The sequence below is a fragment of the Bacteroides sp. OM05-12 genome, from assembly GCF_003438995.1.
Lineage (GTDB): Bacteria > Bacteroidota > Bacteroidia > Bacteroidales > Bacteroidaceae > Bacteroides.
Genome location: NZ_QSUN01000005.1, coordinates 23,250 through 48,177, shown reverse-complemented (window position 1 = coordinate 48,177; position 24,928 = coordinate 23,250). Strand labels below are relative to the sequence as shown.

The following is a 24,928-nucleotide window of genomic DNA, read 5'->3' as shown; positions in this document are numbered from 1 at the left end:
TGTTTAAGTAGTAAAGTTTAATTAATTAAGAAAAAAGTAACCGTGACGAGCGAATTAGTAGTTGACGTACAGCCCAAAGAAATCTCCATCGCACTTCTTGAAGACAAGAATCTGGTGGAACTTCAAAAGGAAGGAAGAAATCTTTCTTTCTCCGTGGGCAATATGTATTTAGGCCGCATTAAGAAATTGATGCCCGGCTTGAATGCCTGCTTCGTGGATGTTGGTTATGAAAAAGACGCTTTTCTTCATTATTTAGACTTAGGTCCTCAATTCAACTCTCTAGACAAATATGTAAGACAGACGATAAGCGATCGAAAAAAACTCAATCCTATTTCCAAAGCAACCATTCTTCCTGATATTGATAAAGATGGTACTGTATCTACAGCGCTGAAAGTAGGACAAGAAGTTGTTGTTCAAATCGTAAAGGAACCTATCTCAACAAAAGGACCACGACTGACCTGCGAACTATCTTTTGCAGGAAGATATTTGGTTTTAATCCCTTTTAATGATAAGGTATCCGTATCTCAAAAAATTAAATCAGGCGAAGAACGTGCCCGACTGAAACAACTGTTACAAAGTATCAAACCCAAAAATTTCGGGGTAATCGTACGTACAGTTGCAGAAGGAAAACGCGTTGCGGAACTTGACGCCGAGCTTAAAGTCTTGTTGAAACATTGGGAAGAAAGCATTGTAAAAGTACAGAAAGCGACAAAACTACCGACATTGGTTTATGAAGAAACCAGCCGTACCGTTGCTTTATTACGTGACCTTTTCAATCCTTCATTTGAAAGCATCCATATCAATGATGAAGCGGTCTATGAAGAAGTAAAAGACTATGTGACTCTCATTGCTCCTGAACGGGCAGGAATCGTAAAGTTATATAAAGGTCAGCTTCCCATCTACGACAATTTTGGTATTACCAAACAAATCAAATCATCTTTTGGCAAAACCGTATCATATAAAAGCGGTGCATACCTTATTATTGAACATACCGAAGCTCTGCACGTAGTAGACGTAAATAGCGGTAATCGTTCCAAATCCGGCAACGGACAAGAAGCCAATGCTCTTGACGTAAATCTTGGTGCAGCCGATGAACTGGCACGCCAACTTCGCCTGAGAGATATGGGAGGTATCATTGTAGTTGATTTTATTGATATGAACGAAGCTGAAAACAGGCAGAAGCTCTATGAACGTATGTGTCAAAACATGCAGTTGGACAGAGCGAAACATAATATATTGCCACTCAGCAAATTCGGACTTATGCAAATAACCCGTCAACGGGTACGTCCGGCCATGGATGTCAATACCAGCGAAACTTGCCCTACTTGTTTTGGTAAAGGTACTATCAAACCCTCTATCCTATTCACAGACACATTAGAGAGTAAAATTGACTATCTGGTCAATAAACTGAAGATTAAGAAATTCAAACTACACATCCATCCGTATATTTCAGCCTACGTTAATCAGGGAGTTATTTCCTTACGGCGTAAATGGCAAATGAAGTACGGCTTTGGTATTAAGATTATCCCCGATCAGAGCCTCGCCTTTCTGGAATATAAATTCTATGATTCCAATAAAGACGAGATCGATATGAAAGAGGAAATTGAAATTAAATAAAAGATAAAGCTGTTCTAGGATAAAAGAACAGCTTTTCTTTTCCTTTCATCCCATTCTATCTATTTACTATTACTATCATCATACATACAAAATTCTATATGAACACACCAACAAAATACAGCTATAAAGAAATATGGCTTATAACCTATCCTATCCTTGTCAGCCTGATTATGGAGCAGTTGATAGGCATGACGGACACAGCTTTCCTGGGACGCGTAGGAGAAATCGAACTGGGTGCATCCGCCCTTGCCGGAGTTTATTACATGATAATCTTCATGATAGCTTTCGGCTTCAGTATCGGAGCACAGATTCTTATCGGGCGACGTAATGGGGAAGGTAACTACAAGCAAATCGGTTCCATATTCTATCAGGGAGTGGTATTCCTGTTATCATTGGCCGTTGTCATGTTTGTTTTATCCCAACTGTATTCCCCATATATCCTGAAAGATATCATCCAATCGAATGAAGTATTTCATGCTACCGTTTCGTATATCAACTGGCGTGTCTACGGATTTTTCTTCTCTTTCATCGGAGTTATGTTCCGCGCATTCTTCGTAGGTACTACACAAACCAAAACTCTGACTCTGAATTCCATCGTAATGGTGCTCTCCAATGTGATATTCAATTACATATTGATATTCGGTAAATTCGGTTTCCCGGCATTGGGTATCGCAGGAGCCGCTATCGGATCATCTTTAGCGGAACTGGTATCCGTCATCTTCTTTATCATTTATACCTGTCGAAAGATAGATTTCAGGAAATACGGTTTAAACCACTTCTCCGGCATCCAGTGGGGAATATTAAAGCGCATTCTGAATGTATCTTTATGGACGATGATACAGAACTTCCTGTCCATGTCCACTTGGTTCTTATTTTTCATTGCAGTAGAACATCTTGGAGAACGTTCGCTCGCCATCACCAATATTATCCGTAATGTATCAGCTATTCCCTTCATGACGGTTATCGCTTTTGCCTCGACGACAAGCACGTTAATCAGCAACCTTATCGGAGCAGGTGATATACAATATGTGAGAGGTACACTAAAGCAGACTATCAGGATGGCTTATTACTTCGTAGCACCCATCATCATCATCTTTGCCGTATTTCCATCGCTGATATTACACATCTATACCAACTCCCAGGAATTGGTATATGCTTCCACTCCGGCACTTTGGGTATTATGCTCCGCCTACTTGTTCCTCGTACCGGGGAATATCTATTTCCAAGCCGTATCCGGTACAGGGAATACACGCTCCGCATTAATGCTTGAGTTTACTACGCTGATTATTTATGTCCTCTACGTGTGCTATATGATATTCTACCTGAGAATAGACGTGGCATGGTGCTGGACTACCGAGCATGTATACGGCGGATTCATTTACCTTTTCTCATGGTGGTACATGAAGAAAGGGAAATGGCAGAACAAACGGATTTAGTCAATTTCTCTACATAGAAAATTAATATGTTCACATAGGTTTGCAGCATAAAGCATAGTTTTGCATTCAGATAAGTTAAACTTAAAAGGAATATAGAATGAAAAACAAACTGACCTATGTAATGATTGCAGTATGCCTGATACTGAACATAACCCATATTGATGCAAAGACTTATTACGTCTCACCGGATGGGAAAGATAGTAATTCCGGTAAGTTGGAAGCTCCTTTCGCTACCATCGAGAAAGCGATATCCATGCTTCAGGCGGGAGATATTTGCTATGTAAGAGGAGGAACTTACTACCCCACAGCTACCATCAATGTGACGCAAACCGGAACAAAGGATGCACGTATCTGCCTGTTTGCTTACGAAGACGAGAAGCCGGTCATCAATTTCGAGAAGCTGGCAAATACCCCGGAGGATGTAGCCAAAGCCAATCGCGGTATCTATCACAAGATAGGAGCCAACTACTGGCACTACAAGGGCTTGGAATTCTGCAATGCTCCGGACAATGCCATGAAACTGGAAGGCAGCTTCTGTGTGATTGAAAGATGTACATTCCATGATAACGGTGATACAGGACTGCAGCAGGGATTCGGAAAAGGAAGCAACGGGGAGAACACCCGTAACCAGAAGTTTGAATACGGACGTTATAACATCGTGCTCAACTGTGATTCTTATAATAACTGTGATGTGTGGAGCAACGGCGGTGATGCCGACGGATTTGCCGTAAAATTATTTCCCGGACCGGGAAACGAGTTTCACGGATGCCGCTCATGGTACAACTCGGATGACGGATGGGACTTCTATTATACGGTATTCCCGATTGTCGTAGATAACTGCTGGACCATGAAGAACGGTTACAACAAAGGAAACGGCAATGGTTTCAAGATGGGCGGAAGCAATGAGAAAACAAGGTCTTACGGCGGACATGTCTTTACAAACTGTATATCGGCGGATAATCTGAATAAGGGCTTCGACCAAAACAATCATAATGAAGGAACGTATATGCTCAACTGCGTTTCCGTGAGAAACGGTATCAACTTCGGGTTCAACATGGCTGCTCCCGCCAATGGCAAATGGCACGTGTACAACTGCGTCGGATTCGGCGGAAAGGAACGCAACCATCAGTTCCAAACTAACAAGAACACCATCTCCACTGTAGATACAAAGACTTGCAGTTGGACGGATATCGACGGTGCAAGTCCGTATAGCGACCGTGACGGTACCGACCCGTTCACCGGGGCATCTTATAGCAAAAAGGTCAACGACCATACTTCCGAATTTATCAGTCTGGCATATGAGGATGCCATTGCAAAGCGACAAGCAGACGGACAACTTCCGCTGAAGTTCGGACGACTGACCGCCAACAGTATCTTCAAAGATAAGGGAACGAACATCGATAACCTGCAAACAGAAGACTGCGATAAAGAGGAATATAAACTTTGCGGCACAAAGACCGGTTACGGGATTACGCTATCGCTTCCTCACAACGGAACAGCCGATATGGGTGCTTTTGAATATGGCACGGATAACAATGAATATACGCTCGTAATGCCTGAGAACGACGGTAGTGTGCCCGAAGTAGAACCGGGTGACAATGAATGGGAAGAAAACGGTAAATATTATGCAGAGGATGTATTCATCGACTGGTATAAGTTTCAGGATGCCGCCCTTCCTCAAACCATATCTTCCGTCATCGGGGATTTATCTGCCAACGTAAAACCGGCCTATGTAGGTAAATCGGCAGACGGAACAGGTGATGCCCCCGAAGACCGGCCCAACAGTAATTACGGCGGTAGCAAAGGTGCCCTCCGCATCCAAAAGGAGACTTCCGTTACATTCACCTTGCCAAGTCTGCGCTCACTGAAAGCAACACTCTATTGCACGGGCGGCAGAACGCTAAAGGTAAATTATTCTGTGGACAACGGTGCTACATGGTCGGCAGATAAGACAAAGGATTACAGCACGGGCACTTCTGCCGAACAGGATATCGCAGCCCTATGTACAAAAACGAAATCACCGATTCTTGTCAAGCTGACGAACACCAAAGGCGGCGATATGTACATCACCGACCTGTATGTTTCGGGTTATAAAGAGGTGGAGAATGATGATGACGACGATCCTTCTGCCATAGATTCCGCCAAAGAAGAATCCTTCGATATGTACCAGACCGAGACTGCCTTGATCGTTTACGGTGAGATTGCTTCTTTGCAAATCGTTTCCATGAACGGAGCAGTAGTGTCTGCATCGCAAAACATGCAGGTGGTGGACACAGCAAATCTGTCTAAGGGTGTTTATGCCGTGATTATCGTCGGCAAGGATGACAAGAGAAGTGTACGGAAATTCATGAAGATGTAATAGAAAGAACTCCCTCCCCCTACGGGGTACTCCTTCTATAAACAGAGGGAGAGCTTTCTTGGCTTCTCCATAAGAACAGGGTTCGCGGATGACGTAGATGAAGCTGATAAAGACGGATTGAATCCGTTCCTATCCGCCTGATCCGTGTCGTCCACGAACCTTCGGCATTAAGAGGATTCCCAAATCCTCCTCTGTTTATAGAGGAGGTGGCACGAAGTGACGGAGGAGTTATCAACTTAGAAGAACTCTCTCCCCCCTACGGGGTACTCCCTCTATAAACAGAGGGAGAGCTTCCTTGGATTCTCCATAAGAACAGGGTTCGCGAATGACGCGGATGGAGCTGATAAAGACGGATTGAATCCGTTCCTATCCGCTCGATCCGTGTCGTCCGCGAACCTTCGGCATTAAGAGGGGGGACAGCTCCTCCTCTGTTTATAGAGGAGGTGGCACGAAGTGACGGAGGAGTTATCAACTTAGAAGAACTCCCTCCCCCCTACGGGGTACTCCCTCTATAAACAGATGGAGAGCTTCCTTGGCTTCTCCATAAGAACAGGGTTCGCAGATGACGCGGATGAAGCTGATAAAGACGGATTGAATCCGTTCCTATCCGCCCGATCCGTGTCATCCGCGAACCTTCGGCATTTAGTTTGACCTACCGCAACACATACGTTCATGCCATAGTGAACACATACGTTCATGTCATAGTGAACACGTACGTTCATGCCATAGCGAACACATACGTTCGTGCCATAGTGAACAGAAAAGGAGAGAAAAGCGACCTACAGATGCCCCTACCTATATCATGCGGGGAAGCGGATTTTGAACCTCGTCAGCCCGTCGGCATAGGTGCGCAGGGAGAAAGTACAATTATGTTTCAACAGGACTTCACGGATAAAAATCAGTCCGATACCCTGTCCATGCGGTTTGGTGGAGAAAAACGGAGTAAAGAGCTTTGTCTCCGTCTCCTTGTCTATCCCCTTGCCTGTATCCGCAATCTCAAGGCTGACAGGGGCGGCGGTAGTACGTATATAAATATCGCCGTCCGTGCCGATGCTCTCCGCCGCGTTCTTCATGATGTTCACCAAGACCTGCTCGAAAAGAACCGTATCCAGACTTACGTCCAACGGCTTCTCACATAGTTCCACGTGCACACTGATGTTCCTGTTGCGGCAAACGGTCTCCATGAACCGCTTGCAGGAAAGTACCACCTCATTCAGATTGACGGGAGAGACACACGGTTCGGGAATCTTCACCACATCCGCAAAGTTCGTAATGAAACGGCTCATGCCGAAGCAACGGTCTATGCATACCTGCATCGCCTCACGTATATCGTCCGTGTCGGGCATTCCGCCTAAGGCAGAGTCCACCGTGTCGAGCGTGGAAGTAATGCCCGCCGTCGTATTATTTACCTCGTGGGCTATCATGCGGATTACCTTCTCGTAGGCTTTCTTCTCCGCCTTCATCACTTCCTGCGTCAGACTCTCGATAAGAATAAAGGAATGGCGGAACCCCTTGTCCACGAAAGAGGAAAGCGTACATTTATAGATGGTGGAATCATTCAGACGCACCGTACGCACCCCCTCCGAACGCATATTCAAAAGTTCCTGCGACAAGGGAGTATCTATCTCCGCAAGCATCTTACCAAGCAGTTCCGCTTCTACAGTGAAACCGAACATACGCACGGCGGAAGGATTCAAAGAGACGATATGCCCGTCCAGATCAAAGATAACCACCCCCATAGGAGAAGCCTGTATCAGCAAATCCAAGAAGTGATTCTGTGCACGAAGGTTGATACGTTCGTTCTTCAATTGCTCCATCATCCGGTTGAACACCTTTACGATACGGTCGGCCTCATACTGTCCCACGGGGCTGAGGCGCGAACTGAAATCCTGTTCTTTCAGCAAGTCCATACCATTGCTTATCGTGTTCAAGGGCTTTACTATCTTCCGGTAGAAGACGATCAGGAACACAATGGTCAGGAAGATGACGGACTCCATGACATAAAACAGCGTCGTGCCATTACCCGCCATCAGATAAGTCATCAGAGAGAGGACTACCAGCAAGAGCAAGACGAAGATAAGGAAGTAATATCTGATTCGCATGACCGGATGTTTTTAATGCCTAGCGGCGGTCGTTCACCGTAATGTTGTACTTCTCCAGACGACGATAAAGAGCCGCACGACTGATGCCCAGTTGCGAAGCTACCTGCGACAGGTTATTATTGTACTTGTCCAGTGCTTGCAAGATAGTCTGGCACTCCATCTCTTCGAGCGTCATGCCCGGACGGAAACCCGCCTGCGCAGGTTCATCGCGACGGAGATATTGCGCGTCAAAGTCTTGTGCCGTGAGTAACTCCTTTCCACTGACAAGCATCGTGCGCTCCACCAGATTCTTGAGTTCCCTGATATTGCCCTGATACGGCAAGCGTTTCAGGAACTCCACCGCATCCGAAGCAAACTCCACACGGGGCAATCCGTTCAGCTCGCTCTGTTTGTCGGCAAAATAATGCGCCAACAGAGGAATATCCTCCCGCCGTTCCCGCAACGCCGGCAGATGGACGGTTATCAGATTGATACGATAAAAAAGATCTTCCCTGAACGTATGTTCATGCACCATCTGCGTAAGGTCACGGTTGGTGGCGCTCACCACACGCACATCCACCTTGCGCGGACGACTGTCGCCCAGCATTTCAAATGTCTGGTCTTGCAACACCCGTAGCAGCTTTACCTGACAACCCAGTTCCAAGTCTCCTATCTCATCCAGAAATATCGTCCCCCTGTTTGCCAGTTCAAAGCGCCCTATCCTGTCGGTTCCCGCATCCGTGAATGCTCCCTTCTTATGTCCGAACATTTCACTCTCAAACAGACTTTGGGAGATGCCTCCCAGATTGACCTTGACAAAACCTTCCTTTGCACGCGGACTGTTCATGTGGATGGCTTCGGCTATCAGCTCCTTACCCGTTCCGCTTTCTCCGGTAATCAGCACGGAAGCGTTGGTCTTGGCTATACGCCCGATGGTATTGAGTACGCCGAGTAATGCCGGAGACCGCCCTATAATCTTATCAAACCTGAACTTCCCGTCCATTTCTCCACGGTTGGACGCAGGAGCGATGTCTTCTTTGCGGTTCAATGCAAGTGCCGTCTCTACGGATTTAAGGAAAGCGCTGTTCACCCAAGGTTTTGTGATAAAGTCGAAAGCTCCCGCCTGCATACCCTGTACCGCAAGCTGTATGCTGCCCCATGCCGTCATCAGGATGACAGGTACTTCCGGACGGAAGATGCGCACTTGGCGCAGCAGCGTCAGCCCTTCTTCTCCCGATGTGCTCAGCGAGAAGTTCATATCCATCAGAATCAGTTCCGGTTCAGTGGAGCGAACTACCTCTATCGCCTCTTTCGGGCCCGGCACGGCTTCCGTCTCATATCCCGCACGTTTCAGCATAAACGTCAGCGAGGAACGAATCGAACTGTCATCATCTATTATTAATATCATAATTTGTTCTTGTTTATCAAAGTAACGGTGGTAAAGATACGTATTATCCCTTTATTACGGCATCGAAATCCGTCTCTAATTCCCGATTATTCTTAAAGTCCCATAGCGTCAGACTCCGTATCTGGTAAAAATAATACCAATAGTAATAGAGTTCCGAGATATGCTTCTGCCTTGCCTCATCTTTCGAGACCTGTGCATCGTTCAGGTCGAGCGTATTTATCTTACCTATCATAAACGTCTCGATGCTCGTGCGATAACGCTGACGGGCGATGGTATCCGCCTCATTGGCAATACGGAGCTGTGCCGCCTGATTGTTGAACTGCTCCACCAGCAAGAAGATGTCCTGATTAAAGTTCATCTGTTCCTGCTTGATCTTCGATGCCGCCACTTCCCGATTGCTCTGCGCAATCTTCACCTTGCCCCGCCGTTTGCCCCAGTCGAGAATAGGAATCTTGACGCCTACCTCTACAATCTGATTGTTCTTGAGGCGGTCATAAGCATCCGAGAATATCCGGTCTTCACCCGTCAGACCGATGGAAGCATACAGGTCTATACTGCGCAAGTTGCCTTTGGCGGTAGCCACGCTATAATCTGCCTCCAACTGACGGCGGCGGATATTGAGGGCAAAACTATTGTTTGCCAATGCTTTGTCCAGCACATCACCATACTGCAAACGAAGTTCCGGCACAGACTCCGGTACAACGGGCTCTATCCGTTCCTGCTCGTCCAGTCCGAGAAAAGCCCGCAACTGAAACATCTTCGCATTCAGGTTGCTTTCATTATCGGTCAGTGTGGCACGCGCTTTCAATGCCGCCAGTTTCAGCTGTAACAGTTCGTTCTCCGAAATCTGTCCCATACGGCGTTTTGCCTGCGCCACCTCATACAAACGGTCGGCATTCTCCACATTCTGACGGGCAATCCCCACATTTTCTTTCGCCAACAAGAGTTCAAAGAAATAAGTAATCGTCTTCATCGTCACTTCCTCCGTCGCTGTCAGAAATGCAGCTTTAGCTTCCCGGTAACGCACCGGCTCTATGCGTCGTTTCCATTTCAGATCGTTCGTTCCGAAGATAGGCTGCGTCCATGTCAACGCTATCGGGATGCTCATAAAATGGTCTTGTCCGCCACTGCCCAACTGCCGGATATACTCCAACGAGGTATTCAGCGACAGTTTACCGCCCGTGAACCAAAGATTCTGGTCGATAGAAAGATTACCGCTTAACCCCAGATTATTGTTGCGGACAAAAGTATAGGAACCATCCTCCTGCTGATAGGATGTATAACTTTTATTGTAATTCGGCAATGTTCCCGTGAAGTTCATCTCCGGCAGCAAATCCGCCTTATACGTCCGATACTCCCAGTAAGCCGTCTTCAGCTCGTTGAGTGCCACAGCCGCATCCACACTTTTCGTCCGTGCAATGGCGATTGCCTCGTTCAACGTCAGTTCCCGTTGCGCCGACAGGGTGACTGCCACACAGCCCACCGCCCATATCAATACACCAAACCTTTTCTTTCTCATAATCCTATATTATATTCATAAACGCCCCCTTGACCGCACCGAGTTCCACAATATATGGAACTATTGTTTCATAATATATGAAACTTTTGTTCCATATTTTGTGAAACTTTCGTTTCGTCAGGGTGAAAAATAAATTCACTCCTACCCTCCCGTAACACATACATTTATCATTCGTCATGCAATGCTTCGGCGGGTTCTATCTTCATTGCCTTACGAGCGGGAATATATGTACCCAGCACAATCATCAGGGCAATCAGCAAAAACGTGATTGCCACCGTAATAATGAACCGTACAGGCTCCAGTGTCGTCCCGTTCATCCAGTAATTCAACTCCGCATAGGCCAGATTCCAGTCAACGATAACAGCAGGTATCGTGGCAATCACCAATATTACCATTCCCTCTGCCAGCAAACGTCTGAATACATCCCGGTTCGTACTGCCCAAAGCCTTACGCAAAGCAATCTCACTGCGCCGTTGCTGTGTACGAAACCAAAATGTTCCCAACAAGCCTAAGAAAATGTTCAGCAGGAGAAAGCCCATGCCGAAAAGATAATTACGTATCTGGATTGTCTCATCCATCTGATAATCACGCCTTATATTTGCAAAAGGTACAATATCGGCAATAAACACATTACCGATACGAAATTGTTTCTCACTATCCGCCCTCAAACGTTCGATAAAGTCAACATCCTGATCTGCTTTTACTCTGACACATAGTTCCAAATTAGTGTCATACCAATCACGCAGTAACAAAGAAACCACAAAACAAGAAGTCCAAGACCAAACCGGTTCGTAATCACTATAACGCACAGGATTTAAAGAAGCAATTAAGCGGAAAGTCTGTGCCGAATCATTACCTAAAAAGAAAGACTTCCCTACAAATGAGGTTAACCTTTGATCATATTTAGATAGAAAAAGATTATCCGAAGCCATAAAGTTCCCGTCCGATAACATTTGCGCCAGTTCTTCCGGTGTTTCTCCACGAATTCCCTCATAACGAAAAACCCGAAAGAAATCCGGAGTTACAGAACGGACTATGCAATAATCAGACAGCAAAGTGTCATACCGGATTGTTATACTGCTATTACTCCCATTATAAGGATAAGAGTTTGCCGAAAGACTTACCGCTTCTACTTCCGGTCTATGACGTAAACGATCGACCAGTGTTTCTATCTCCTCGACAAGCAAAGTATCATTAGGAATATAATCCGAACTTTTATCCGTTAACTTTCCCATTTCAATCAGATAACAATGTGAGACATCGAAACCATGCGGTTCATTATAAGTATTCGTTATTACAAACATATAATCTACCACATACCACATCACGACACTCACCAACAGCAGTTCCAATGCCAACCACCAGTTGGAATGCCATTCATTTCTTATTTGCGTATATATCTTTTTACTCATATTCTTTCCTGTTTCTAATGTAACTTCCCTGCTAAGGCTTTTACAATACCGATTTTTGAAGCTCTCCAGGCAGGGATTCCACTGTTAAGCAAATTCAAAATGAAGCAAAACAACAATGCATACAAAAAAGTAGAAATATGAAATAAGATAGTACCATTCACCATAGTCGGTATTGACGCATCACTGAAAGGCTGCATAAACAAGAAATCAGCTCCCCAATAGGCAAAACCCAAACTAAACAATAAACCGAGAACTCCTGCCAACAAAGTGACAATGAAGTTCTCCATTATAATACGACCCATTATTTCCAAACGGGTACAACCGAAAGCACGACGAATTCCTATTTCCGACACTCGTTGACGTAAACGACTCTGCGTCATACTCCCAAGATTAATAGCCGGGATAAATAACAGAACAAGTAACACGATAATTCGGTCACAACGTTCTGCTCTTAAATCCGGTTCCCAGTTCGCCCCGAAAGCAATCGACTGTTTCTCCTGATCATAAGGACGATTACGATCTATAAACTTATAGTCTTCTTTTTCCAGAATCGCATTATAAGTTTCCAATTTCTTTTTAGCCTCCTGACGAATGGCAGCAAAGTCACGCTGACTATATGCAAGAATCACAACGCTCATTGCTCCCATATGTCCATGTACCCACGTATCTTCTGCAATATCAGTCGAAGTATAAGGAATCCAGATCTGACTATAAGCTGTATTTGCCAATGTTGATACATCTTTTACTACGCCAATCACCCGATAAGGAGCATAATTCAACTGAAATTCTTTTCCTACCACAGTAACCATACCAAACAAAGCACGGGCAATACTTTCCGTAATAACCGCAACAGGTTGCCCCGCTTCAAAAATGGCCTTATCATAGGGGCTCCCATCTATAAAAGTAAAGTTAAATATCTGCCAGAAAGCCTCATCTGTCTGTAAAAGTTTCGAACTGATAGCCGGTTTTTTAGGTATGGAGACTGGAACAGTCACGGCATAACCGCTATAAATAGACACTGCCTCGGGCGTTTCCAAAGACTTATAACACTCCTTAGCCGTCTGTACACTCATCCCACCATTACCGATTCCGTTCCCTGTACTTGCTCTGACAATGCTCGCACCCTGCACATGAAGCAATCTGTCACGATTACTCTCCGGCGGGAAAGGTGCTACTTTCACTTGCTGTATCATCACTACCAGCATGATGAGAAAGATAGCAAGCATCGTTCCCAACACGTTTACAACACCAATGATAGGTTGCTGGCGCAGTTGCGATAAAGCCTGCATAAAATAGTGTTTAATCATGAGGATTCTTATTTATAAATTCATTACTCGTCATGCAATGCCTCGGCGGGTTCTATCTTCATTGCCTGATAGGCAGGATACCAGATACCCAGAAACATCATGACCGCTATTAATACCCATGTAACTACACATCCTGTAATAAAAGTCAGTATCGATGTGTCTTCTATTAAAAAATGAACGATATTGAACATAAGGACAATAGCAACAGGAGTTATCACAGTCAGGAGCAATATCCCTTCCCCTATCAGGAAACTAAAGATAGAAGTACGTGTTGCCCCCATAGCAATGCGAAGCCCGATCTCACCCCGACGATGCAGTGTGCGAAACCAGAACGTACCGATAACGCCCAAGAATATGTTTATCAACAAAAAGACGGCATACCAACATTGCGCCTTAACCTCGTCTGTCGCATTACGCAAATAGTTCTCACGCATCTTTTCGAAAGGTGTATTATAAAAATAGGAAAGATTATTGATACGGCAAACTTGTTTCACCTGTTCCCAAAGGGCAGTGCGTTGATCTTCCGATAGACCATGATTCAGACGTACACATATTTCATCCGGCCATCTTTCCCCTACAAAGGTTGCCTCCGGCAAGACTAAGAACCCGTTATCCAAATCAGGCCAGGTTTCCGCATAGCGCATCTCCGTGCTGACACCCACAACCAAAGGTCTCCAATCCGTCTCACTAAAAGTCAGATATGCCGAATCTCCCCTTGCCACTTGCAAAGTATCTGCCAGATTCTTTGAAAGCACAAGCATGATATTATTCTCATGCCCGGCAGGAATGCCTTGCGGTGTCAGTATACGGAAGACATCAAAATATTCCGGAGTTACAACACGAAACATTCCCCCCCTTGCTATCGTATCCGTTCCATGAATAGATGCAAACATACGAGTACCATTGCAACCGCTGTAAGGTCTGGAACATGAAGTGGGTGCTACAGCCTCTATCCCTTCTACCCTACGCAGACGGCTCAATAATGTTAAAAGATCCTCATTGGAAGTAGTTCCAAATTCCTCCTGTTTTACATAGTTCGCAGCAGAAGCCGGCAGATTGTTAATCTTCACTTCATAAACGTCTTCGATATTAAATCCCATCGGACGATTAAACGCCTCATATTGTTTAAATATAAAGTTTAGTATAAACCACAGAAAAACAAATACAAGCGCTATCTCCAGTGCAATCCAGAAATTCGACCGCCGTTGGTTCCACAACTGTTTTAATATATTCTTTATCATATCCGTGTCAGTTATTTAAGTGCATCTGTTATATTCTTGCGAGCTACACTCCATGCCGGTATTCCTGCACTAAGCAGATTCATCAGTAAGCAAAACAAGAAAGCCAATAAGAAAATCAACGGTGAAGCGATCATCTCGAAAGAAATAAACTTACCGCCGTCCAATAGCCAGTCTTTCATTAAAAACAAGGCGATATAAGAAAGTACCAAACCCAATAATCCACCCAATAAGGTCAATAACAGATTCTCCGACAAGACCTGATTCATCAACTGCCAACGTGTAGCCCCGAAAGCTTTGCGAACACCGATTTCTTCCATCCGTCGTTGCATCCTCGACAGGGTAAGCCCTGACAGATTTATAGCCGGGACAAGCAACAATATCAATAAGATAATACCATATCTCGTCACATTCTCGGTCACATCCGGCAGTCCGTCACCCCAACGGAAAAACAGTTGTTGGAAATGAGAATAAGGTTGTTCACGTAAGCCGATAGTATACGTAGTCTGATGTTGATTGAAACGTTCTACAGCCATATTAATCTCTCTACGTATCGCTTCAAAATCATCCGGAGATTTAGCAAGAATCATCGCAGTAAAATTACCCTGAATTTGTTCATTACCACCCCACCACTGTTCCCTATACGTATAAGGAGCATATACATCAGCAAAAGCAAAAGAAGCCCATCTGGAGAAATTCTCTATAACTCCGCAAACAGTAAACGGTATGCCGTCTATATAAATTTCCCTACCGACAACATCCGTCGTATGAAACAACTGCCGGGCAACATATTCCCTTATCACCGCTTTCTTTACACCGGACTGGAAATCTGCTTCAGAAAACATTCCTCCTGCCAGATAATTAAAATCATAAAAGCCGTCAAAGGATGTATCCGTATACTTGACCATACCGGGAATACGTTCATCACCGGAAGGAATAGACAAAGGTACATTCATTCTGGACACAAGAGTTACCCGCTCGGGAGTCTTTAAAGGCAAGATGCACTCCTTCATAAAATCAAGGGAAAGGAAAAAGTTTATCGAATTTCGTCTCTCCGGATTGTCTTTCATAAAACTCTCGCCAAACTGGATATAAAGCGTACGGCTACGGTTCACCTCCGGACGATAATCCGCATTCTTTATCTGAAACAGAATGGTAATCACCATAATCATCGCAATGGCAAATGCCGTTCCCACAATCGAGATAAAGCTAATCAACTTATTCTCTTTCAGCAGATAAAAAGCCTGTTTGATATATTGTTTAATCATATTTGTCTCTATGTATTTATAGCACTTGCCTACCGTCGAAGAAACGAACGACTCTCGATGTCTGCTTTGCCTGTTCTTCATTGTGCGTCACCATCACAATCGTTCGTCCGTCCTCTTTATTCAAGCGGTGAAGAATCTCCATTACCTCCGCACCCATCTTGGAATCAAGATTACCCGTAGGCTCATCGGCAAGGATAATCTCCGGATTCCCGATAAGGGCACGGGCTATCGCCACACGCTGACACTGTCCGCCGGAAAGCTGTGTAGGAAAATGGCGCATACGGTGAGTAAGGCCAACGCGTTCCAAAACCTCAGTAGCAAGCCTTCTGCGTTCCGTACTGCCTACCTTACGGTAAAGCAAGGGCAGCTCCACATTATCAAGTACATTCAAAGAGTTTATCAGATGAAAACTCTGAAAAACAAAGCCGAGCTTACGGTTACGGAAAGCAGCCAAGTCCTTGTCACGCTTCATTTCCGTTGTATTGATACCTGCAATCTCAACCGTGCCGGTAGTAGGCGTATCCAGCAAACCCATAACGTTGAGCAAGGTAGACTTGCCACATCCGGACGGTCCCATCACACTCAGGAATTCACCTTTAGCCACTTCCATATTCACGTTCTCCAATGCTACGGTCTCTATCTCGTCCGTACGATAGATCTTACTTAAATTCGTTAACTTAATCATAATAGTTTATTTTTATTGTTTGATTATTCTTCATGCAAAGTTTCGGCAGGCTCTATCTTCATAGCCTGATAAGCAGGATACCAGATGCTTATAAGAATCATAGCCGCCAACAAAGAAAATGTAATCGCAATACCTGATAGAAAGCGTGCAGGAGTAGCATCCGACAACATATTTACCGTCAAATCCGCCCAATACATATTAAAACACACTATAAGTGCCGGGATCACAGCCAAGACTAAAAGACAAATTCCTTCTCCACACAGCTCGCTTCCGATACTCTTTTTAGAGGCTCCCATTGCCATCCGCAGTCCTATTTCACTTCTCCGCCGTCTCGTGCGGAACCAAAAAGTTCCCATAATACTTAAAAAGACATTGAAAACAAAGAAAGAGATGATGGCATAAGCGCTTCGGATATAGTTGTTTATCTGTGTATCGTAGATGGCCTTTACTTCGTCATTCGAACGTATCTGCGATAGATAAAGTGCCCCGATATCGAGACGACGGCGCATATCTTTCATAAAACGATCGGCAAATCCCTCTTCTACCTCCGGACTCACACGAATAGCAACAATCGGAACCCAATAAGGAAGGCTCAACATCCATTTCTCTACCGGGACATAGATAAGAGGAGAATAACGGTCATATTCAGTCAATTTGGTAGGAGCGGCAACACCTGCAACCGTATACTTCTTTTCCGGAACATAATAATCGGCAAACGCCTGACCTAATCGGGGAGTTTCCATGAAAATTGAATCCGCAAGGTCTTTACTCACAACGGCCGGAACGGGATAAGAAGCTACATCCCAATAGCTCAAATCAACATTGGGAACATCAACCCGGAACACATCAAAAAAGTCCTTACTCACATAGCGGATATAAGCAGTTATAGCACGGGTACTATCCACCGTATATGATTGTATAATCTCACCACCGTCTTCATAAGGAACAGTTCCACTATAATAGCAAACCGACTCCACACCCGGATATTCTTTTATCAGTTTCAAGGCATAGAGATAGTTATCCTCCCAACCGTCCTCGTTACCGGCCATCTTCGGATTAACGGATATGGAAACGTGATAAACATGATGCGTGTCATAGCCTTTCGGTTCACTCGTACAGATAAACGAGCTGATCAGAAAGTCAATCACATACCATAATATGATGAACACCAGAAACAGTTCCGCAAATATCCATCCGTTTGCACGGCGTTGGCACCAAATTCGTTTTATTAATGCTGTTATCATACTGAATTAATCTTTTAATGCTTCTACAATGTTTTTACCTGAGACATACCATACAGGGAACAGAGCTGAAAACAAATTAAATAATAAGCATAAGGAAAAAGCAATGACAAAAACAACAGGACGGAAAAACATCCACCACTCCATTTGCAAATCCGACGAATACGCAAACGAAACGCCCAGCAACCATCCCCGAAAGAGATAAAGTGCACCAAAAGAAAGCAGAACGCCGAGCAGTCCTCCAACTAAAGTCAGCAAGAAGTTCTCATTCAGGAATTGCCATATAACAGAACGGGCGGAAGCACCATACGCTTTCCTGATTCCAATCTCCGAGAAACGTTTGCTCAGAATAGAATAGACCAATCCGGAAATGCTCATGGCGGGAATAATAAGAAAGATACATGCCAAAAGGAAATACATCACCATAGGAGACATTTCAAACAGGCTATAAAACGTATAGTCCGTATGGGATCTCATGTTTGCCTCAAAAGTCGTTTCACGTAACGTTTGGTTGAACTTATCTATTCTCTGTTCTATCTCTTGTCCCAATTCTTCACATTTCCCGTCTTTTGCCACAACGATGAAACGTATCTCACCGGCAACATACTCACTACCATACATCGCTTCATACTCAGTAGTGGAAGAAAGATTTGTCCATACCTCACAATAGGCAATGGAAAACTGTGAACTGACATCCCTTACGACACCGCATATAGTATAAGGGATAAAATTGACCAATAAAGTCCTTCCCACCGCATTGTCCGTGTGAAACACCTCTCTGGCTGTCCGTTCCGTTATGACTGCTACCTTACTCCCCGCATCATACTCCTCTTTCAGAAAAGGGCGACCGAAAAGAAAATCATACTGAAAGAGCGACCACCACTCCCTGTCCACCATACGGACACGGCGTCTCTTCCGGTCTCCTTCACCACCCATGCTCTGACAAGTGCGCGGGTAATTCCTCGTATGAAAGCTGACCAGTTGTGCCGAGGTCAAAGAGTCGGCAATGGCTTTCGCCGTTTTCATGCACATACCGGAATTCATGTTCGATTGATTATCCGTCCGGTAACTCCACGCGTCATCCGAATAAAAAGAGTTGGAACGATGCACTTCAGGGGGCAAATCATCACTACCCAAACTATAAGCCATATAAGCAACCATCGCAAAAGCAATGCTGACAGAAGTACTTATTATAATCAGAATACTGTAAAAACGATTCTGACGAAACTGCATGAATGCCTGTTTAAAATATTGTTTCACCATATTCTTTCCTGTTTCATTCTGTTTTCAATGTATCCGCCGGATTAACCTTCGTTGCAATCCAAGCCGGAAAAAACGTTCCTGCCGCCACAGTCAGTAATATCAATGGATAAGTAATCCAAAAGACACACCAGAAGTGCAACATCACACTATCCGTAAGATAACCCTTTCCCACAAAGAACATATGTCCGCTGGTTCTGTACATCCCTTCAAAATAGATCCATTGAATGACAATAAACACTCCGATAACAACTGCCAAAGTGGACAATATAAAACCCTCAGTGAAAAACCATAACGCTATCCTTTTCCTTGTACACCCTAAAGCCATCCGTAAACCGATTTCCTCTTGACGGGCACGGCAACGGAACCAAAATGTGCCGATAATACCCAACAGCATATTCGACAGGAAGAAAAACATCAGAAAGGTTTGTACCCTGAATTTATTGGTAACACCATAAGCAATCTCATAATTCTGCCGGATCTTATCAAACGGCTTCATCTCCGTATACAAAATACCTGATCTTAACAACTTCGTCATCTTTTTCCGGTAATCCTTGAAAGAGACTCCTTTCAGAGCATCGTCTTTAACCCGAAACACAATCTTTATAAAACCATTCTCACCGATATACTTTTCATCGACTTTTCCATTCGGGCAATAGACCAAAGCTCCGGGCAATTCGTAGGTAGATACTTTCACGTTTTGAACGATTCCCGCCACTTTATAGGTTTCTCCATCTATCTCAGCCAGTTCTTTACCTATGACATTCCCTTTCCCGATAAAGGAATCTACCATATTCTCCGACACATACACGGTGCCCGGTGCAGACTCCGGCAAAAAGCTCCCGTCCACCGCCGAACGAATACGGAGAGTCCGGAAATAATCCCCTTCACCATAATAGTTCATAAACTGAATTGAAATCCCCATCGAGTCGTTCTCATACCTACTTATATCCCTGTAGTTATACCAATCACAAAAGGGATAAGCAGCGTCGTCCACAACCGTATAAGCGTCTACGTCCGGTTGTTGTTTCAGAATATCCAAAATACGATGAAAATCCGTCAATACTTGGGTGGAATCGGTTTCATCTTCATGGTAGAAACCGGAATGTTCCGGATACTGTCTTATAGAAAGAACATAAAGATTATCCGCATTAAAACCATCGGAGACCGCCCAACGATTGTAACACAACACGAACAACGGGTCAATGATAAACCAAACAACCACCGTTATCAGCACCAATCCCGTCATAATCCAGAGATTGAGTTTACGCTGATGCCACATCTGTCTTAATATCGTTCCCCCCATATCATTTCGTATTTAAAGATTCTACAATGTTCTTACGCATCAGTCTCCACACAGGAAACATCGCCGAAAAGAGATTTAAAACCAAACAGGATAGAAAAGTCACGGTAAAGACAGTAGGATTAAGCAACATGGACAATGATAAAGAAACTTTAGCCTCATCATGTACCACCTCCACATATTCTGTCATAATATCGAATATCCAGTCCTGAGAGAAAACAATAATCAGATAAGAGAGCAACAGCCCAAACAGTCCGCCTAAGCAAGTCAATATCAGGTTCTCGAAAATCATCTGATTGAATAACGAATACCTGCGTGCTCCAAAAGCCTTACGGACACCCATTTCTCCTATTCTCTTATCCATACGGGAATAGATAATACCGGAAAGATTAACGGCAGGAATCAGCAACAATAAAAGAAACATCGCCACCGTTTTCTTTAATCCTGTATTCCAATCAGAGTCATAATCGGATAATTCACGATACATGGTTTGCCATTGTTCGTCCGGATATCCGTCTGTACTCATCACCATAGTGATATCCACTGTATTCTGTTTTGCAATTCTTTCATTTATTTCTTTTCGTATGGCCTTGAAGTCATTCGAAGAATGTGCCAACATGTACACCTTGAAACTACCGAACCAACTTCTCCAAGGGTCATCACCTCTTTGTAGTTCATAACGGTTATCAAATAAACGAGTATACGGAATCCATACCTCCGCATAACTATTCGGAGTGATATAAGAAGGAGAGCGGACAACACCGCACACACGATAGTCATAAAAGTCGACCGTTATAGTTTTTCCCAAAGCACTGTCCGAGCCAAATACTTTCCTGGCAAGAATATCAGAAATAACCGCAACGTTTATTCCGGAACGAACATCACTTCCCGTAAAAGGTTTGCCTTCAATAAATGAGAATCCGAATACCCTCCAGTAGGCGCTGTCCGTAGCAATTGCCAAGATAGGAATATCCTCCATCGTAACCGGTATCGTAACATTTCCTTCCATAGCGGGGATTATGGCTGTTACAGCCTCCGGTGTTTGCAACGGATAGAAAATCTCATTCATCGCTTTTACAGATACAAATCCCATCTGCATCGAACCTTTTGTATTTTCAAGTCTAAGTGTCTCTTGGCATAGAGTTCTATCCCGATTCACTTCCGGATATATCGGTGCTATCTTTACGTAATAGATGATAGCGAGTACCATCACTGTGGAGATAGCCAGTCCCGTACCTATTATATAGATACTGCTGAACAGCTTATTCTGTTTCAATAACCGCCACGCTTGTTTAAAATAGAGTTTTATCATATTCTCAGAAAGATTTGGTTAGATTCGTTATTTCACTTTCAGTTTCGCCTTGTTCTTATAGTTAGACATATCGCTCACTACTACACGTTCACCCGGTTTCAAGCCGGAGATAACCTCCACATAATCAAAATTACTGTCGCCCAACTTCACCTTACGCTTGACTATCTGATTTTCTCCGTCGGCTACAAACAGTTCATACTCTCCCGCCCCCACATAATAGGAAGAATTGGCGATGCGCATCACATCCTCCTTTACGGCATTCATCACATATACATCGGTCTTTAATCCGGAACGAAGACGTTTGTTATTATCCTCTTTCAACTGTACGGTAAACGAGATCACCCCATTCTTGGACAGCGGAGTCACACTGCTTATCGTTCCTTCCAATTTCATCGAACCGACTTTCACGATCGCTTTCCCGCCGGCGGCTACTCTGTCACCATACGTATCGGCTATCTCACCGTCAACCTTAAAGTGTGTCAAATCCGACACAACTGCTACTTGCTCGCCTTGCTGTATGCGTGCCCCCACTTGATTATTGATATAGGTAAGAATGGCTTTCCGGGGAGAGCGTATTTGCGCATCATCAAGCGTACGCTTCATTTCGACAAGACTTTTACGGAAGATATTCAAATCCAGTTGTTGTACTTTCATATCTGCGGCAGACGACAGTTTCTCATTCTCATACTGCTGTTTCAACTGCTCATACTGTAACTGAGCCACATTATAACTCAATTCCGCCTGACGAACTTTATCCGTTGTACCTGCTCCCAAACTATCCAGATAATGTTCATTGCGGAGTTCCACCTCCATCCGGTTGAGCTGCATCGCCGATACTTTTATCTGCATGGCAAGGTCGCTCAGTTTCGTTTGGTTATTCACACGAAGCTGGTCCAATTTATACTGGCGCATCTGTTCCTCATCCAGCAACTTCTTATAATCAGTCTCTGTACTTTGCAAATCCAGTTTCAGGATGGGAGTACCAACATCTACGGAATCGCCACCTTTACGGTAGACTTCCATGATGCGTGTATTTATCGGTGAATTGATAATTTCTTCAAAGGCAGGAACCACTTTTCCCGATGCGCTCACGGAAACTTCTATGATACCCTTGTCCACAGTAGAGAAGGATATATCTTTTTTATTTACGCTGCTCCGCATCAAAGAGATAAGAAGGGCTATCACGCCTATTATCACAATGGCAGTAATCGAAAAACGAATAATCTTTTTATTGCGCTCCTTTACGTGAACTTCTTTCGGAATTTCTCTATCCATATTCTTTAGCTTCTATTGGTACATTTTAATACATACATTTAAAAGCAAAGGATATGCCAGAATGTTAACTAATTGAAATTCAGAACAGAGAAGAAAGCAAGAAGTGTCCGATTCCGTACACTCCGTACGCTTTTAAAAGAAACCCGCAAACGCCTAAGGGGGCGACAGTCATCACCTAAGGGAGCGTTGGCTATCGTTCAAGGGGGCGTCGGCCATCACTCAAGGGAGCGTTAGCTATCGCCTAAAGGAGCAATATTCAACGATTTTATTTCCGGGAAGAATTACCTCAACCGGAGTCTGTCTCCTACCTCGGGAATATATTTTTCCGGGTCTTTCTTATTCATCTTATAGAGGTTTTTCAAACGGATACCATAGCGCTGGGATATGCTGTGCATGGAATCATCGTCACCTACGATATGCACGGTATATTTCTTATCCGCTTTCTTTTTCTTTTCATGCAGATAGATAATGTCACCTTCCGCCAACGTGTAGTCTTTGTGCAAATCATTATATTTTATCAGCTTCTTGGCACGTGTATCAAACTCTTTCGCTATATCTTCAAAAGATTCTCCCCTACGGGCCTTTACATACAGCAGGCCATTGGCGAGGAAAACTTGATGAGGTACCAGTTTTGCCGTTCCTTTTCCTGTCTTCTTTTTGCGGGAACTCGAATCATACTTATACAGTTCATAATCTTCTATAATCTGAATAAGCCTGTTTGCATACGACGGATCGGTGGCATAACCCGCCTTTTTCAGTCCTCTTGCCCAGCCTTTATAATCGGTAATATCCAATCGGAAAAGAAAAGCATAACGCGCTCCTCCGGTCAGAAATTTAGAATGATCCTCATAAGAATCCCTTGCATTGCGATAGGCACGGAAACATTCATTCCTCGCATCATCGTCATGCCTCACGGAACGTCCCTTCCAGCTTCCTCCACATTTAATTCCGAAGTGATTATTGGATTTCCTTGCCAGTGTACTCTGTCCTGCGCCGGACTCCAACAGTCCTTGCGCCAAAGTGATACTGGCGGGAATCTTATGCAGCTTCATCTGTTCCACCGCTATTTCATTGTATTGCGCAATATATTCCAGATACAGTTTGTTGCGACGTTGCGCTTGCGCTGAAAAAGCAAAAACAAACAACAGAACGATGGGGAGAATTATACGTGATACTTTCATCTTATGACTTTATTATAATGTTATGCACGCACAAAAGTCATAAAAATAATCGAAAATACCAATCTCTTTTACTAACTTTGTGAAATAACCCCTAAAAACAGATGGAAATGAAAGACCTAAACATCCAAACCATTATCAAAGTCTGTCAATATGATGAGCTGTCCGATCAAGATAAACAGCTGATTGATAAAGCCAAAGAAATGACTCAACATAGCTATGCCCCTTATTCAAAGTTCAAGGTCGGAGCAGCAGCTCTGCTTGCCAACGGAGCTATTGTCACCGGAAGTAATCAGGAGAATGCGGCTTACCCGTCGGGCTTATGCGCAGAACGAACGACATTGTTCTACGCCAACTCGCAATATCCCGACCAAGCGGTGTTGACACTGGCGATTGCTGCCAGAACCGAACAAGATTTCATTGACAACCCCATTCCTCCCTGCGGAGCATGCAGACAAGTGATACTGGAAACAGAAACAAGATACAAACATCCGGTACGCATCTTGCTATACGGCAAAAAAGAAATCTACCTGATTAAAGGCATAAGAGATTTGCTCCCGCTATCTTTTGACGGTTCGGAGATGGAATAATCTGTTTAGTTGCATATTTTAAATTATATCGATACTTCCTTCACCTTATCACTTTTCGGGGTAAATTACTATTGAATAAGTGGTTGGAGTGAAGGAGAGTTTTTTTGAGTTAAGAGTTAAGGGTTAAGAGTTGAGTGTCAAAAGTCAAAGCATCCAAGTTTCCCCGCTTGAGCGGGGATTAAGGGGTGTGTGATTTTTCTTTGATTAATTAAACTATTAAAGTCACACACCCCCTACCCCCGCTCAAGCGGGGGAATTGAGATAGTTTTGCCTCAAGTTTCTTCCACTCTCAACCCTTAACTCTTAACTCAAAGAAGAACTCCCTCCCCCCTGCGGGGACTCCCTCTATAAACAGGGGGCGCAGCCCCTTTTGTTTCGCCAAGCGTTGATAGTCCAAGCTATTCCAAGCTTTCCCTCTACGCTTTTCATGTCTGAATTT

The 24,928-nt window shown here is 44.2% G+C and carries 18 protein-coding genes; 4 read left to right on the top strand and 14 right to left on the bottom strand.

The annotated features are described in order from the left end of the window. Positions 1–42: 42 nt before the first annotated feature. The 3 genes from DXB63_RS06210 (at position 43) to DXB63_RS06200 (ending at position 5,412) form a co-directional block, all read left to right on the top strand. Positions 43–1,617 (top strand): Rne/Rng family ribonuclease, encoded by a 1,575-nt coding sequence (locus tag DXB63_RS06210; protein ID WP_122125543.1) that lies wholly within the window; start codon positions 43–45, stop codon positions 1,615–1,617. 98 nt (positions 1,618–1,715) lie between these two features. After that, positions 1,716–3,053 carry an MATE family efflux transporter gene (locus tag DXB63_RS06205; RefSeq protein ID WP_122125542.1) on the top strand — a complete coding sequence of 446 codons (1,338 nt, stop codon included), beginning with the start codon at positions 1,716–1,718 and terminating at the stop codon, positions 3,051–3,053. 97 nt (positions 3,054–3,150) lie between these two features. Then, positions 3,151–5,412, top strand: coding sequence for a T9SS type A sorting domain-containing protein (locus tag DXB63_RS06200; RefSeq protein ID WP_122125541.1), 2,262 nt, complete (start codon positions 3,151–3,153; stop codon positions 5,410–5,412). A gap of 800 nt (positions 5,413–6,212) precedes the next feature. Here the strand turns inward: DXB63_RS06200 and DXB63_RS06195 are convergent. The 14 genes from DXB63_RS06195 to DXB63_RS06130 form a co-directional block, all read right to left on the bottom strand. Next, the gene (locus tag DXB63_RS06195) at positions 6,213–7,514 is read right to left on the bottom strand and encodes a PAS domain-containing sensor histidine kinase (RefSeq protein ID WP_122125540.1); all 1,302 of its coding nucleotides are present in this window, start codon (positions 7,512–7,514) and stop codon (positions 6,213–6,215) included. A 19-nt stretch (positions 7,515–7,533) separates the two neighbouring features. After that, positions 7,534–8,901, bottom strand: coding sequence for a sigma-54 dependent transcriptional regulator (locus tag DXB63_RS06190; RefSeq protein WP_122125539.1), 1,368 nt, complete (start codon positions 8,899–8,901; stop codon positions 7,534–7,536). 43 nt (positions 8,902–8,944) lie between these two features. Further along, positions 8,945–10,420 (bottom strand): TolC family protein, encoded by a 1,476-nt coding sequence (locus DXB63_RS06185; RefSeq protein ID WP_122125538.1) that lies wholly within the window; start codon positions 10,418–10,420, stop codon positions 8,945–8,947. Between the two features lie 167 nt (positions 10,421–10,587). After that, positions 10,588–11,832, bottom strand: coding sequence for an FtsX-like permease family protein (locus DXB63_RS06180; RefSeq protein ID WP_122125537.1), 1,245 nt, complete (start codon positions 11,830–11,832; stop codon positions 10,588–10,590). 14 nt (positions 11,833–11,846) lie between these two features. Continuing rightward, positions 11,847–13,139 (bottom strand): ABC transporter permease, encoded by a 1,293-nt coding sequence (locus DXB63_RS06175; RefSeq protein WP_122125536.1) that lies wholly within the window; start codon positions 13,137–13,139, stop codon positions 11,847–11,849. Between the two features lie 23 nt (positions 13,140–13,162). Continuing rightward, positions 13,163–14,380 (bottom strand): ABC transporter permease, encoded by a 1,218-nt coding sequence (locus DXB63_RS06170; RefSeq protein ID WP_122125535.1) that lies wholly within the window; start codon positions 14,378–14,380, stop codon positions 13,163–13,165. Between the two features lie 11 nt (positions 14,381–14,391). Beyond that, on the bottom strand, positions 14,392–15,645 hold the full coding sequence (locus tag DXB63_RS06165) for an ABC transporter permease (RefSeq protein WP_158563646.1): 1,254 nt from the start codon (positions 15,643–15,645) through the stop codon (positions 14,392–14,394). A gap of 16 nt (positions 15,646–15,661) precedes the next feature. After that, positions 15,662–16,330, bottom strand: a complete 669-nt coding sequence (locus tag DXB63_RS06160; RefSeq protein ID WP_122125533.1) for an ABC transporter ATP-binding protein — start codon at positions 16,328–16,330, stop codon at positions 15,662–15,664. A 23-nt stretch (positions 16,331–16,353) separates the two neighbouring features. Continuing rightward, a complete protein-coding gene (locus DXB63_RS06155) occupies positions 16,354–17,574 on the bottom strand; it encodes an ABC transporter permease (protein WP_122125532.1) in 1,221 nt (406 codons plus the stop codon). A gap of 6 nt (positions 17,575–17,580) precedes the next feature. Then, the gene (locus DXB63_RS06150) at positions 17,581–18,834 is read right to left on the bottom strand and encodes an ABC transporter permease (protein WP_122125531.1); all 1,254 of its coding nucleotides are present in this window, start codon (positions 18,832–18,834) and stop codon (positions 17,581–17,583) included. A 13-nt stretch (positions 18,835–18,847) separates the two neighbouring features. Further along, positions 18,848–20,137 (bottom strand): ABC transporter permease, encoded by a 1,290-nt coding sequence (locus DXB63_RS06145; RefSeq protein ID WP_122125530.1) that lies wholly within the window; start codon positions 20,135–20,137, stop codon positions 18,848–18,850. Between the two features lies 1 nt (position 20,138). Beyond that, entirely contained in the window at positions 20,139–21,446 is a 1,308-nt protein-coding gene (locus DXB63_RS06140; protein ID WP_122125529.1) for an ABC transporter permease, read from the bottom strand. Positions 21,447–21,473: 27 nt separating this feature from the next. After that, the gene (locus DXB63_RS06135) at positions 21,474–22,721 is read right to left on the bottom strand and encodes an efflux RND transporter periplasmic adaptor subunit (RefSeq protein ID WP_122125528.1); all 1,248 of its coding nucleotides are present in this window, start codon (positions 22,719–22,721) and stop codon (positions 21,474–21,476) included. A gap of 281 nt (positions 22,722–23,002) precedes the next feature. Then, positions 23,003–23,902: a glucosaminidase domain-containing protein gene (locus DXB63_RS06130; RefSeq protein ID WP_122125527.1), complete on the bottom strand. Its 900-nt coding sequence runs from the start codon at positions 23,900–23,902 to the stop codon at positions 23,003–23,005. 107 nt (positions 23,903–24,009) lie between these two features. Between DXB63_RS06130 and cdd the strand changes: the two genes are divergently transcribed. Next, positions 24,010–24,489, top strand: a complete 480-nt coding sequence (gene cdd / locus DXB63_RS06125; RefSeq protein WP_122125725.1) for a cytidine deaminase — start codon at positions 24,010–24,012, stop codon at positions 24,487–24,489. Positions 24,490–24,928 lie beyond the last annotated feature (439 nt).

What these genes read in the sequence shown, in the direction of transcription:
- DXB63_RS06135 (WP_122125528.1), bottom strand. Translation starts at nt 22,721, where the DNA reads ATGGATAGAGAAATTCCGAAAGAAGTTCACGTAAAGGAGCGCAATAAA.
- DXB63_RS06180 (WP_122125537.1), bottom strand. Translation starts at nt 11,832, where the DNA reads ATGAGTAAAAAGATATATACGCAAATAAGAAATGAATGGCATTCCAAC.
- DXB63_RS06175 (WP_122125536.1), bottom strand. Translation starts at nt 13,139, where the DNA reads ATGATTAAACACTATTTTATGCAGGCTTTATCGCAACTGCGCCAGCAA.
- DXB63_RS06170 (WP_122125535.1), bottom strand. Translation starts at nt 14,380, where the DNA reads ATGATAAAGAATATATTAAAACAGTTGTGGAACCAACGGCGGTCGAAT.
- DXB63_RS06140 (WP_122125529.1), bottom strand. Translation starts at nt 21,446, where the DNA reads ATGATAAAACTCTATTTTAAACAAGCGTGGCGGTTATTGAAACAGAAT.
- DXB63_RS06165 (WP_158563646.1), bottom strand. Translation starts at nt 15,645, where the DNA reads ATGATTAAACAATATATCAAACAGGCTTTTTATCTGCTGAAAGAGAAT.
- DXB63_RS06145 (WP_122125530.1), bottom strand. Translation starts at nt 20,137, where the DNA reads ATGGGGGGAACGATATTAAGACAGATGTGGCATCAGCGTAAACTCAAT.
- DXB63_RS06190 (WP_122125539.1), bottom strand. Translation starts at nt 8,901, where the DNA reads ATGATATTAATAATAGATGATGACAGTTCGATTCGTTCCTCGCTGACG.
- DXB63_RS06185 (WP_122125538.1), bottom strand. Translation starts at nt 10,420, where the DNA reads ATGAGAAAGAAAAGGTTTGGTGTATTGATATGGGCGGTGGGCTGTGTG.
- cdd (WP_122125725.1), top strand. Translation starts at nt 24,010, where the DNA reads ATGAAAGACCTAAACATCCAAACCATTATCAAAGTCTGTCAATATGAT.
- DXB63_RS06205 (WP_122125542.1), top strand. Translation starts at nt 1,716, where the DNA reads ATGAACACACCAACAAAATACAGCTATAAAGAAATATGGCTTATAACC.
- DXB63_RS06130 (WP_122125527.1), bottom strand. Translation starts at nt 23,902, where the DNA reads ATGAAAGTATCACGTATAATTCTCCCCATCGTTCTGTTGTTTGTTTTT.
- DXB63_RS06200 (WP_122125541.1), top strand. Translation starts at nt 3,151, where the DNA reads ATGAAAAACAAACTGACCTATGTAATGATTGCAGTATGCCTGATACTG.
- DXB63_RS06155 (WP_122125532.1), bottom strand. Translation starts at nt 17,574, where the DNA reads ATGATAACAGCATTAATAAAACGAATTTGGTGCCAACGCCGTGCAAAC.
- DXB63_RS06150 (WP_122125531.1), bottom strand. Translation starts at nt 18,834, where the DNA reads ATGGTGAAACAATATTTTAAACAGGCATTCATGCAGTTTCGTCAGAAT.
- DXB63_RS06160 (WP_122125533.1), bottom strand. Translation starts at nt 16,330, where the DNA reads ATGATTAAGTTAACGAATTTAAGTAAGATCTATCGTACGGACGAGATA.
- DXB63_RS06195 (WP_122125540.1), bottom strand. Translation starts at nt 7,514, where the DNA reads ATGCGAATCAGATATTACTTCCTTATCTTCGTCTTGCTCTTGCTGGTA.